This window comes from Candidatus Pacearchaeota archaeon (genome assembly GCA_038874355.1).
GTDB lineage: Archaea > Nanobdellota > Nanobdellia > Pacearchaeales > GW2011-AR1 > JAVZCO01.
Genome location: JAVZCO010000001.1, coordinates 225,927 through 238,467, shown reverse-complemented (window position 1 = coordinate 238,467; position 12,541 = coordinate 225,927). Strand labels below are relative to the sequence as shown.

Sequence of the window (12,541 nt, the reverse complement as noted above, 5' to 3'; positions counted from 1 at the left end):
AGAGCATATAATTTTTATGTATTTATCTTATCTTGTAAAAGAAGCAAAATACTATAGAAATCTTGGTAAAGGTCACTTAAGGAGGATGTTAATCAAATTTTTACTAGCAAAAACTCCTCTTTCTTTTACAGTTAATTCTTCTTTTTATAATTTATTTTATAATTCGTTAATAAAAAATAAGGGAAAAAAATTAAATCCCTCTATTCTCCAGATAGAAAATACTAATATTTGTAATGCAAGATGTATTATGTGTCCTCATATTTATATGAAAAGAAAACAAAAAATTATGAAGCAAGAACAATTTGTAAAAATTTGTAAAAATGTTTTACCTTATTCAAAAATAAATTTAATAACATTAACAGGGTTCGGAGAACCGTTAATAGATAAAGAATTGGACAAAAAAGTAAAGTGGATAAATGAAAATTATCCTAGCATTGATATTGATATATATACTAACGCTTCTCTTTTAAATTCAGAAGTGACTGAAAGATTACTTAAATTAAGATTACACAAAATAAATTTTAGTATAAACGGTACAGAAAAAACATATAAGAAAATTATGGGATTAGAATATGAAAGAACTAAAAAAAATATTTTAAATTTTCTTAAAAGAAAAAAAGAATTAAAAAAGATTTATCCTTTAACAAATATTTCTTTAATGATATTAAAAGAAAATAAAAAAGAAATTAATAAAGTTATAGATTTTTGGGAAGATAAAGTTGATTCGGTAATGGCATATACAGCATCTGACTGGGCCGGCCAATTGAAAAATAAAAGAATTATCATAAAACCTTCTTTCAAAAACAAAAGATGGCCCTGTATAGCTTTATGGAAAAATATTACTGTAGATGTTGAGGGTAATGTTATAATATGTTGTAGAGACTACGAATCAAAAGTTAAATTTGGGAATTTACTTAAAGATAATTATAGAGAAATTGAAAAGAAAATAAAAATAATAAGAAATAAACATCTCAAAAATGATTTTAGTATACCTCTTTGTAATAATTGCGATAACTCATTTGATTCAAGTCTAGATTGGTGGTAAATTATTTAATGTAACAAATTTTCTTTTTTTTGAGAAAAATAATAATAAAATTTCTAATTGAGATATAAACTTTTCTTTTTTGGATAATTTATAAATTTTTGAATTAGGAATGTTAATTAGATCCCATGAATGTATCATAAATATAGGTTTTTTATAAATAGATATAAAAAATAAATAAATCATTAATAGGTATTTTGGCAATATTCTTAAAGTCACTGAAGAAAAGGGCATTATAAAAGAACTTATAGGTATTTCTTTTAATCCTCCCCAAAAATGAGGTTTCATTTTCCTAAAATTATGCACGAGTTTTAATTTTATTTTCCAAAAGAATAATAAATGATAAAAATTCCATGGAGTAATACTTGAATCATATTCAAATTTATATTTTTTTAATAAGAATAAAGTTTCTTTATCTATACTGTGCTGAGGTGCTCTGAATCCTTTTGGTTTTATTTTAAGATATTTTTTAAAACATTCTATGGATTTTTTTATATTTTCTTCTTTTTCTTTATAAGTTAACTCATCAAATCTTACATGTCTATAACCATGTAAAGCAATTTCGTGACCTTCTTTTATTAATTTTTTAAACACTTCTGGATATTTTTCAATACAATCGCATGTAACAAAAAAAGTTGCCTTTATTTTATATTTATTTAATAAGCTTAAAATTTTTGGAATCCCTTCTGTTATACCTTTATAAGTATTAGAATGTAAATCCGGTTCAACATCTATTGTAAAAGATATTATTTTCATTTTTTTATAAAATGAACATAATAGACATAAGATAATTCGGGAAATAATTTTAATAAAAATGAATTAAGTTTTATTGAAAGTTTAGTAAAAGATTTTGGTAGGAACATTGGAGAAAAAATAACCGTTCCTCTTATTTGTTTAATTTCGAGATTATTATCTTTTGCTATTTTAAGTATTTGTTTTTTTGTAAATAGATTATAATATCTCAATTTTCCTTTTAATAACCTTATTTTTGTGGAAAGGTAAGATAAAGAATATTTATTTGGAAAATCAATAATAATAGATCCTCCCTTTTTTGCCACCCTTACCATTTCTTTTATAACTTTCATATAAAAAGGGGTGTGCATTATAAATTGAGAAGTAATTACAACATCAAACATATTATTTGGAAAGGGAATTTTTTCCGCATCTGCAATTACAATTTTTTTAACACCTTTCTTTTTTCTCGCTTGTTTTAACATATCCGGAGAAATATCTATACCATAAATTTCTCTAGGGGTATAAAGTCCAAAAAATCTACCTGTCCCACAAGCTACATCTAAAATATTTTTTTTCCCAGTATCTTTTAAAAAAGAGGATGTTATTTCTTTTTGTATTTCAATTACAGCTTTTCTTCTTGGATCTTTTTCTCTAACATAATCATATTCTTCGGCTTCTTTTCCAAAATATTGATTTGCTAATTCTTCTTTAATCTTCTTTTTTGATTTCATTTTTAATTTATTTATAATTTGAAATAAAGGTTATTCGTTTAATTTTTATAAGTAAAAGTAATATATACAGGATAGTATAAAAAATTATAAGAAAAGAAATTAAATTTAATAAAACAAGAAAATAAAATATATTGAATGGGTTATCTATTCCAAAAAAAGAATAGAAAGGAAATGATGTTCTATTATTTTTGTTTTGTTTATTATTTAATCTTATTTTTTTAAAATTTATTAATTCAATAAAAAAAGATGAAAGAATTAATAAAAAACAAAAAAGTCCACTATAAAGTAGAATAAAATTTTTAGTTTTTATGAAATATGATAATGATATAGATAAAATAAAAAAAGAAGAAATAATATAATGAGATAAAATATCTATTTTTACCCATCTTAAAGAAAATCTTCTTTGGTATCTTGCTAATTTACCATCTATATAGTCTAATAGGAATATAAATTGGTATATTGTAAGAGATATAATTGAAAGAATACGATTACCTAACAAGAGAATTATAGAAACATAAATAGCAAAAATTATTCTAAATAAAGTTAAGATTTCAGAAGGTATATTTAGTTTTTTGAAGAGTGGTAATATTCTTTCTGTAATTTTTCTTAAAAATCTTTCTTTTATATCCATTATAAGTATAGGATAAACAACATTTATAAATATAATTGGACCATTACTTTATATGAAAGATATTAATGCTACAGTAATTGTTGATTTAACACCTAATGAAGAAGAAATAATGAAAAATCTTGATAAAGATGCGCGTTGGGGGATAAAAAAGGCAATTAAAAATAATTTAATAGTAGAAGAAACTAATAAAGAAGAAGATTTGAAAGAATTTTATAAAATCTATGAAAAAGAATTGAAAGAAAAGATAATAAGAGTTGAAACATTTGAGCATTTAAAAGAAAATATGGACATTTTATTTGTTTGTAAAAAAGATAATAAAATAATTGCTGGAGCTACTCTAAAAATAAAAAATAACATTCCAACATTAACAAGAAATGCTTCATTGAAAGAGTATTTAAGTTTTCATCCTAATAATTTATTATATTGGAATTTAATATTGTGGAGTAAAAAGAATGGTTATAAAAAATTAGATTTAGGAGGATATCAAATAAAACCAAGAGGAAATCTTATTGGAATAAATAAATTTAAAGAAAGGTGGGGGGAAATAGTTTATTATTATGATGACTATCCTTTTTATAAAGCAATTGGAAGAAAACTTATAAGAAATTTTGGTTTCTTTTGGTGGTTAAATAAAAAGATGAAAAGAAAAATAAGAAGAAAATAATTTTTCATTTTTAAATTTAAAAAAGCATTAATTTTTACTAAAAAATATTAAAGACTTTTTTGAAAATAAAATTTTTTTAGATATATAAGATTTTATTTCTTTTCTGCGATTATTTTAAGCTCTGAACTCCCTAAAAGCCTACCAATTAAAGTAGTTAATGATAAGTAAAGAAAAAACCTTATCCTAGCTAAAAATTTGAGTTTATGATATGCTGTTCCATAAAAAACTTCATTTCTTAAAACTTTGAAACCTGCTTTATGAAGGAGATTATTAATTGTTTTAAAAGTCCAGGAGTAAAGATGATAATTTTTAAGATCTGGATTTAAAGAAGATTTATTATTTTTTTCTAAGGGAATTATCAGTATTAAAAGTCCTCCTTTTTTTAATTTTCTATTTAAGAATTTTAAATTATTTAATGGATTCTCTAAATGTTCCAGAACATGACTACTAAGTATTATATCATAAAAATTATTTTTAATAAATTTTTTATTATTTATTATTTTAATTCCTTTCTGTTTACAAAATTTTAAAGCAAATTTTGAAATATCATATCCTTTTGCTTGATTTTTTATTAAAAAAATATTTTGACCCATTCCACAACCATATTCTAATATTTTTTTATTCTTTAAAGGGATATTAGAAAAATATCTCAAAAAAGAGATTTTTGCTCTAATTAAATAATATTCTATATCATTAATTAAGTAATTATGAACACAAGAGTGATAAAATTGATTATATTTCATTTTATTTTTCTATTTTCATCATATTTATATCTTTTTATTTAATAAAAGCATAATATCTTCTTTTTTTATTACTTTAAAAATAAAAACAAATAAAGCATAAATTATCATATAAAGGATAACTAAAAGAAGTCCATAAATTAAATTCATATCAACAATTTTTGATTTAATAAAGAATAAAATTATTGCTGAAACTAAACTTGCAATTAGTTGCTTAATAAAATTAAATTTTAAATTTATTTTTAGTTTTTCTTTTGTTATTTTTAGCACAAAAAAAAGATAAAAATATCTGCTTATTATTGTTGCTATTGCTGCTCCATTTATTGCAGCAAGCTGAGAAATTCTTAAAAATCTTGTTATTAAAATATAATTTAATAAAATATTAATAAAAGTAGATATTAAGATTGGTTTAATTAGCAAATTTTGTTTATCTTTTGCTGTAAAAAGAGAGGATAATAATTGAGTTATAAAATATTCTATGATCAATAAAACAGATATTTTTAATGTTAAAGAAGATGATAAATAAGAATAGCCAAATAATAAATATATAATGTAGTTTGAAAATAAAAATATTAAAAAGATTACAGGAAAAACTAAAATAAATGAATAGTATAAAAGTTTATTTATTATTTTTTCTAATTTTTTTTCTTTAAGCTGAGTAAAATAAGGTAAAAATAAAGAATGAAAATAGAATAAAGCAACTAAACTAAAAATAACAGAAAAAGCAGCTCTATAATAACCGATATATTCTGATGTAACAAAAATTCCAAGCATAATTGTATCTATATAAGAAAAAAATATTACAGATATATTTATTATAGTTAAAGTTAAAATTAAATTTTTTATTTTTTTCTTTTCTTCTATTGTTAAGAAATATTTTTCTTTTTCAAATATATAAGGAAAGAATTTTTTTTGATAAAAAATAGAATAAATTATAATTAATAAAGATATAAAAATTAAGCCAAAAAACAATCCTTCTACTCTATATTTTTCTAAAATAAAATAAAATAAAAATAAAGCTAAAAATATTCTTCCAAGTTGAAATATTGTTTCTTTAATTGTTATATATTTCACTTTTTTTATAACATAAAACAAAGATGTAAAAAAATTCTCAAAAGATAAAATAAAAACATAAAAGCCGCTTATTAATAAAGGCAAATAAAGATTTGGTTTATTAAAAACGAAATTAGATAAAGGATAAGATAAAAATATTAATAATAAAGAAAATGACAAACTTAAAATAAATTTTAGCCTTATAAGATAATTAAAATAAGATTTAATTTTCTTTTTATTTTTTAAAGATAAATAAGATAATGTTTTAACAAGAACAGCGTTAATTCCTAAATCTGCAAATGTTACAAAAAATAAAGATAAAGAAATAGCAAGATTATAAATTCCATATTTTTCTGGTTGTAATATTCTGGCTATTAATATTGTAAAAATTACAGCGCCTAATTTACTTAAAAATGAAGAAAAAAAATTCCAACGTGTATTTGTTATTATTTCCTTTTTTAAGATTTCATTTTCCATATTTATTTTAAAAAAAGAGAGATATATAAATACCTATCTCTTCAATAATGCTTTAATTAAAAGGTATTCTCTGGTATTATAAAGTTTTCTTCTTTTCATGTCTTTTAAGTCTAAAAAAGAATGAAAAATTAAGCCAAAAAAAATCCATAAAAATATCTTAAAGAAAAAAGATAAAATAAATGTAAGCAAGATAAATTCAAAAGTATGAAAGATATGTAAAAAAGGAATTTCTTTATTTCTTTCTTTTTCATTTTTATTTAACATCATATGCCATCTCCAAGAATTAAGCAAAGAAAAATCTTTTTTTCTATACACATAAATAAAATAATGATCTATGTCAATCAAAACAGAAGACAAAAATATTATAATATAAGGAAAAATTTCTCCATAAGGAAGAATTATATAAAAGACTAAACAAAGAATAAAACTATATAATATATGTTTTGAAGGAAACATTTTATTTTTCTAATTTTGTTAAAATTTCTGCGAAAGCTGGTCTGGTTATAAACACTCCTATAGTTATTCCTAATATTGTTGTGAAAGCAAAACCTCTTAATAATCCTGCGCCAACCCAGTATAATGGGATTAATGATGCCAAGACAGTAAAATAAGCTCCAAAAATAATGAATAGTGCTCTTTTTATTTTTTGTATAAAGGAAATTTCTTTTTTTGATCTGGTTTCATCAATAATAATTATTTGTTGATCTACACCTGTTCCAATTGTTGTTAATATAGCTGCTATACTTGCTAAATCTAAATTCCATTTTATAAATGCTGCAAATCCTAAAATTATAAATATTTCAGAAAAACTAGTTAAAAGGATGGCTAAAGATATTTTAATTTTTCTGTAAACCAAGAAAATAATAAAAGAAACTCCTAACAAAGAAAAAATAGCAGTATATAATAAGTATTTTAAAAATGAAGAAGAAAGTTTAGGCGATATTGTATCTATTTTAACTATTTCTAATTTATAAGGTAAACTTCCTGTTATTAAAATTGTTTGTAATTTATTCATATTCAAACGAGCGTTTTTTATTGCTTCTTCTTGTGTTTTTCCAACACCAGAACCAGAAACAGCAATTTGTGTTGTTATTTTTCCTTTTAAATCTTCAGATATCAATAAAGAATCTGTTAATTTATCATCAACATATAAATCTAATTTTTTATCTAAATATCTTTCATTTCCTTCTGTTATATTAGCATTCAAATTAGAAGTTATTTGCGCGTGTCTTTTTGCTGCTTCTTCGCTTAAAGTTATAGAGAATTGAAATTTGCAAATATATCCTTCACTATATTGTTGGCATGAGTGTATTCCAGAACATGTTGCATCATTTCTACAAACATAAGTTATATCTTTTTTGCTACCAACAAAAACTGTTTCATTTTCTATTTTTGCTTCAAATTTTCCTTGTTTTCCAACAAGATCTTGTAGTTCTTCTTGAGACATTCCAGCTATTTCTATAAGTATATAATTATTTCCTTCTAAATCTGTTACAGGTTTAATAGAAACATCTGTTATTCCATAAACATTCAATCTTTCATTTGTAATTGCAATTAATTCGTTAATCTCTTGTAAAGACAATGAAATATTTTCTGGTTTTACTAAAGCTCTTGCACCACCTTGTAAATCAAGCCCTAATTTTAAGTTATTTCTTGGTATATCTGCTACATTTATTTTCAGTGATTCGTTTTTAAAAATATAAAAAGTTTGATATTTGGTTGTTATTTCTATTTTTGTGAAATTTTCAAAATTAATATTAGATAAAACAAAGGAATAATCTTTTACATTATTTATTTTGATCCCGTTTATTTCTTTTATTATCAATCCCGGTTTTAATCCGCTTATTTCTTCTTGAGAATCTTTTTCTACACTTTTTATAATAACTCCTTTTTCAAAAGAAGGTTTTATGGATATTATTGAAAAAACTAAAAAAAAGATTAAAATCCATGTTCTTATACCTATTTTTATTCTTTTCATTTTCTTCTTTCCATATAAAGTTTAATTAAACCTGCATTAGTAAACCATGTATTCATTATATCAAATAAAAGTCCTATTATTAATATAGTAAAAATTTGTTTTAATACAGGAGAGAAATTTTTAGTAACAAAAAAAGAGATTATTACTGCGCAAAGAGTTGTTATTGTCATTAAAATTCCTGTTTTAAATGCAGAGTATATTTTTTCATTAGTATTTCCTTCTTGTGATCTTAAAACTCTTGTTGTTAATAATATATCGGAATCAACAGAATAGCCAACAAGCATTAATAAAGCAACAATTCCTGCTGTTGAAATTTTTATTCCTAAAATATTAATCAAAGTTAATGTCATAAAAATATCTAAGATAACACATAGTACTATAAAAAAAGAAGGAACATTTTTTTTAAAATAAATAAATAAACATATAATTAAACAAAGAATAGAAACAAAAAAAAGATTATTTATAGAAATTCCTAAAAAAAATAAAAATAAAGGCAAAATAGATAAAATAAAAACGAAAAATTTTATTTTTAATCCCTTTGAAAAAATAAAGAATACAACCATCCCCATTAAAGATAATGCCAATAAAATTGAAAACAAGGCTTGTCTATAAAAACCCGCTCCAATAGAAGAACCTGTAAATTCTATAGAAGAATTTTCTTTTGTCAGAGTAGAATTAATATATTTTTCTATTATAGGTTTTATTTCTTCTGGATTTAAAGATACTTCTATAATTACTGCTTGTTGTTCTTTTGTTATTAAATCTGAAATTTCTCTTATATTAAAATCTTTAATATTATTAGAAGAAAGGTAACGGGATAAATCATTAATATCAATTTTCTGATATAGGGTAATAGAGGTCCCTCCTTTAAGAGTTATGTCTTTATAAAAAAAATCTTTATTAATTTTATAAAAATTTACCATATATACTAGTGAAAGAAAGAATAAAATTAAAGGAATTACTATTAATATTTTATATATTCTATCATAATTTATTTTTCTCATTTTTCATATAATAATTTTATTAATAAAATGCACCGACCGGGATTCGCACCCGGGTCACCAGCTTGGAAGGCTGGTATACTAACTGCTATACTATCGGTGCTTTTTTTACATAAAGATATTAAAATAGAATAGTTTTAAAATCTTGCTAAAAACAGCAATATTAGAAAAATTTATGAATTGAAAATTTAAGAGAGTATTATGCGGGATGGAGAAGATATTTTTTTGAATATAGAATTAATTATTTTCTTAATTATGGGAATTATAACCTTAATTGAATTTTATAATTTTAATATATTTGAAAAATTTTTTCTTTTAATTAAGCCCTATGTTTCTTGGTTTATTAGTATAAGTTTTGGTTTTGTTTTTAGACAAAGCTTAAATCCTTTTAAAAAAAAGATAATCTCTAATAAAAAATTTGAAGATAAAAAAGAAAATTTTCTATTTTTCAGTTTGAATTTAATAATAATTTCAATTATTATCTCTTTCACTCAAAAGATTGTTATTTCTTTCTTTAATTCTTTATTAATATACTTTCATGTTCTTTTTCTTCAATGGATAATTTTAATATATATTGCTTTTAAATTAAGTAATGGTTATGTTATCTCAAAAAAATATTTTATAACAAATGAAATAATAGCAATAATTTATTCTGTTTTAATTTATTCTTATTTTAAATTTTTTTAACGCGCCTGGAAGGATTTGAACCTTCGACACCAAGGTTAGGAACCTTGTGCTCTATCCTGACTGAGCTACAGGCGCTTTTATAATATAAAGCAATAATAAAGTTTAAAAATACTTATTTTCTTTTATTATAGAAAACGGCCATAGTAAGCTGGAAACACCTGTTCCCATTCCGAACACAGAAGTTAAGCAGCTTACGTTTATGGTTTTAGTTTCAAACAGAAGCGAAGCCATAAAGCTGTTTTCACTTTTTATATTATTATTTTAATTTCTTTATTTGTTAATTATTATTACTCTTGATTCTGTATTATTCAGATTTTTTTTAATATCTTTTGCAAAACCTTGATATGTGTATGTTCCAACAGATAAATTTGATTGATTTGTTATGAATTGCCATTTATCTTTGTCATATTTATATAAATTAGAATAATAGAGCTGTTTAATTTCATCTGCTGATAGGCTTCTATTGTAGATATAAACTTCATCTATATTTCCTTGAAAATAAAAAGAATTACTTCCTTGCTGCATAGAACCTACTCTTTTCTCATTAAATGTTCCTGATGTTATTAAGGTATTTGAACTACCAACATAATTTCCATCTACATAAAGTTTATGGTCATTAAAAGCATTTTGAATGGCAACAATATGATGCCAATTTCCATCATTTTTGTTGTCTGTTGTAGATATGCTAAATGCACTGCCAGAATTTCCTCTGCCAAGATAGGTTACTTTCCCTGAATTAATTCCTACTCCTAAAAACGGATATGAATTAGCAGAGTTTCCCTCGGCATATGCCCACTGATTTCCATCAGAAGAAGTTGTCTTTACCCACAAAGAAATAGTATAAACTGAATTTGCAACACTAATCGGAACACTAACATAATCCCCATTTCCGTCAAAACTCATAGCAGAGCCATATTTTCCATCTGTTGTCCATACAGCATTAATTATAGTTCCATTATTTCCATACTTGCTTAAATCAACAGCTTTTGTTGCATTCTCGCCTAAAGCAGAAACATTATTAAAGTTAAACATTAAAACTAAAGAATCATCATATAAGCTGTAATTTGTTCCGTTCCAATTCCAGATAAATGTATTTAAATTTTCTTCTATTATGCTTATATTTACTATTATGCTTGTGTTTGATGTTATTGTTCCATTTGTAGGAGTTGGGTCTACAAATGAGATTTGAGGTGGTGTAGTATCTATATAAGTCAAAGGCAAATAATCTATGTTATTAGAAGCAAGAGTATAAGCAGAATCACAAATTCCATCTGAATCAGAATCAGAACAAGTTTCGCTAAATCCTGTTCCATCTGGTTTTGCCCAGAAGTTACCACCTAAGTATGGTCCATTTACTATATTTGTTCCTGATGTTTTTGTTGTGTTCCAGTTATTAGCATATATTATTCCATCAAAGTAGAAGTTGTTTGTGTTATTGAATAAATTATTATAAATTAAATTATTTGAATCTGAATAAAGATAGATACCATATTGTGAATTATTAGTAATAAAAGAATTTAATAATTCTGTATAATCACTTCCTAATCTAAGTCTTACCCCTATTTGATTATTATTAAAAGAACAATTTATAATCTTATTATTTTGAGATCTTATTTGAACCCCATCGTTGTTATAAGAAGAGGAACAGTTAATTATTTTATTATTTGGTGATGTTGGTGAAGTATATATAGAAATATAATTTGAATTAGAGATTATTCCCTCTAATATATTACTTTCTGCTCCATAAAAATAAATTCCATAATACCAATCACTAACAATACAATTTTTTATTTTTATATTTGTATTTTGAGCTGAACTTCTATAAATGTAAATTCCATTTGTGTTTGAAGTATCTTTTCCGCCTATAGTATGGCCTTGACAATCTAATATTACATTATTTGCTTGTATGTTAATACATGTTGTTGCTGTTGAATCAATTATATCAGCAGTTAAAGTGTATTCTCCTGATGATGTTATTGTAGTACAAGATGAAATAGGTATTCTTGTATCAATACTAAAACTAACTTGTTCTTTATTATTTATATTTCCATTTGTATCATTACACCAGAATTTTGCTGTGTAGCTTCCATCGTCTAATTGAGTTATGTTATAGAAATAAGTGTCATTTAATTTTGTCATGCTTATATTTGTTTGCCAGTTGTTTAATGTATATATGCAAGTATCTAAATTTTCATCTGCTGTTATGTTGAAGTTAATTGTGTTTGTATTGTAGGTTGTGTTTTGAGGTGAGATTATTAAAAGATTAAATGATAATGAAATAAGATTTTCTTTTAATATTTCTTTTGAATTTAAAACTTTATTTTTATAAACTAATAAAGCTAGTTTAGGAGAGATTAAATTAATTTCTTTAGTAATAATATTTATTCCTGAAGTTAGGTTTATACTAAAAGATTGAGAATTCGATTCATTAGTTATTACTAAATTTAAATTATTTATATCTTTTTGCGTATTTGTTATTATAATTTTTGTTGTATTTGTTTCTTCTTCATATTTTGCTTCATTTATTTTTATAGATTGAGATAAAGTTAAAATATCTAAAGAAGATTCAATTTCTTTTGATGTAGAGGTAGTTTGTTTATTAATAACTTTCCAAACAACTAAAACTGCTGAAATTGCTATTAAAACAATAAGCAAAGTTGCTACAATTGTTGACAAACCTCTTTTATTCATCTTTAATTTAAAATGAAATTTTATTTATAAAGATTATTATTTAATATTCTTTTATTTTAATGAAAAGATTTTAAATGTTATTATCTTAATTAAAATTAGATACAATTAAGT

Annotated in this window: 12 protein-coding genes, 2 tRNA genes and 1 rRNA gene; 4 read left to right on the top strand and 11 right to left on the bottom strand. The window is 22.9% G+C overall.

The features are described from left to right. Positions 1-16 precede the first annotated feature (16 nt). Entirely contained in the window at positions 17-1,045 is a 1,029-nt protein-coding gene (locus QW117_01450; GenBank protein ID MEM3405618.1) for a radical SAM/SPASM domain-containing protein, read from the top strand. Here the strand turns inward: QW117_01450 and QW117_01445 are convergent. From QW117_01445 to QW117_01435, 3 genes are read right to left on the bottom strand one after another with little or no spacing between them, the layout of a single operon-like run. Next, complete coding sequence (locus QW117_01445; protein ID MEM3405617.1) at positions 1,031-1,798, bottom strand: polysaccharide deacetylase family protein; 768 nt, start codon at positions 1,796-1,798, stop codon at positions 1,031-1,033. The two genes, QW117_01450 and QW117_01445, sit on opposite strands and share 15 nt — an antisense overlap. Beyond that, positions 1,795-2,508, bottom strand: a complete 714-nt coding sequence (locus QW117_01440; protein ID MEM3405616.1) for a class I SAM-dependent methyltransferase — start codon at positions 2,506-2,508, stop codon at positions 1,795-1,797. The genes QW117_01445 and QW117_01440 overlap by 4 nt, the downstream gene beginning before the upstream one ends. A gap of 7 nt (positions 2,509-2,515) precedes the next feature. After that, the gene (locus tag QW117_01435) at positions 2,516-3,139 is read right to left on the bottom strand and encodes a CDP-alcohol phosphatidyltransferase family protein (protein MEM3405615.1); all 624 of its coding nucleotides are present in this window, start codon (positions 3,137-3,139) and stop codon (positions 2,516-2,518) included. Positions 3,140-3,191: 52 nt separating this feature from the next. Between QW117_01435 and QW117_01430 the strand changes: the two genes are divergently transcribed. Continuing rightward, positions 3,192-3,803 (top strand): peptidoglycan bridge formation glycyltransferase FemA/FemB family protein, encoded by a 612-nt coding sequence (locus tag QW117_01430; protein ID MEM3405614.1) that lies wholly within the window; start codon positions 3,192-3,194, stop codon positions 3,801-3,803. Between the two features lie 92 nt (positions 3,804-3,895). Here the strand turns inward: QW117_01430 and QW117_01425 are convergent, their stop codons facing one another. From QW117_01425 to QW117_01400, 6 genes are all read right to left on the bottom strand, one after another. Further along, positions 3,896-4,546, bottom strand: coding sequence for a class I SAM-dependent methyltransferase (locus QW117_01425; GenBank protein ID MEM3405613.1), 651 nt, complete (start codon positions 4,544-4,546; stop codon positions 3,896-3,898). A 24-nt stretch (positions 4,547-4,570) separates the two neighbouring features. Next, entirely contained in the window at positions 4,571-6,073 is a 1,503-nt protein-coding gene (locus QW117_01420) for an oligosaccharide flippase family protein (protein MEM3405612.1), read from the bottom strand. A 33-nt stretch (positions 6,074-6,106) separates the two neighbouring features. After that, positions 6,107-6,529 carry a hypothetical protein gene (locus QW117_01415; GenBank protein ID MEM3405611.1) on the bottom strand — a complete coding sequence of 141 codons (423 nt, stop codon included), beginning with the start codon at positions 6,527-6,529 and terminating at the stop codon, positions 6,107-6,109. A 1-nt stretch (position 6,530) separates the two neighbouring features. Continuing rightward, positions 6,531-8,051 (bottom strand): hypothetical protein, encoded by a 1,521-nt coding sequence (locus tag QW117_01410; protein ID MEM3405610.1) that lies wholly within the window; start codon positions 8,049-8,051, stop codon positions 6,531-6,533. Beyond that, on the bottom strand, positions 8,048-9,055 hold the full coding sequence (locus QW117_01405; protein ID MEM3405609.1) for a hypothetical protein: 1,008 nt from the start codon (positions 9,053-9,055) through the stop codon (positions 8,048-8,050). The genes QW117_01410 and QW117_01405 overlap by 4 nt, the downstream gene beginning before the upstream one ends. A gap of 28 nt (positions 9,056-9,083) precedes the next feature. Next, positions 9,084-9,155 (bottom strand) — tRNA-Gly (locus QW117_01400). Between the two features lie 98 nt (positions 9,156-9,253). On the opposite strand from QW117_01400, the gene QW117_01395 reads away from it, so the two are divergent. Next, positions 9,254-9,739: a hypothetical protein gene (locus QW117_01395; protein MEM3405608.1), complete on the top strand. Its 486-nt coding sequence runs from the start codon at positions 9,254-9,256 to the stop codon at positions 9,737-9,739. Here the strand turns inward: QW117_01395 and QW117_01390 are convergent. After that, positions 9,740-9,814, bottom strand: a tRNA-Arg gene (locus QW117_01390). It lies immediately after the preceding gene. 55 nt (positions 9,815-9,869) lie between these two features. Here QW117_01390 and rrf point away from each other — a divergent pair. After that, positions 9,870-9,983, top strand: a 5S ribosomal RNA gene (rrf, locus tag QW117_01385). A 26-nt stretch (positions 9,984-10,009) separates the two neighbouring features. Here the strand turns inward: rrf and QW117_01380 are convergent. Next, positions 10,010-12,430, bottom strand: coding sequence for a NosD domain-containing protein (locus tag QW117_01380; GenBank protein MEM3405607.1), 2,421 nt, complete (start codon positions 12,428-12,430; stop codon positions 10,010-10,012). Between the last annotated feature and the right edge of the window lie 111 nt (positions 12,431-12,541).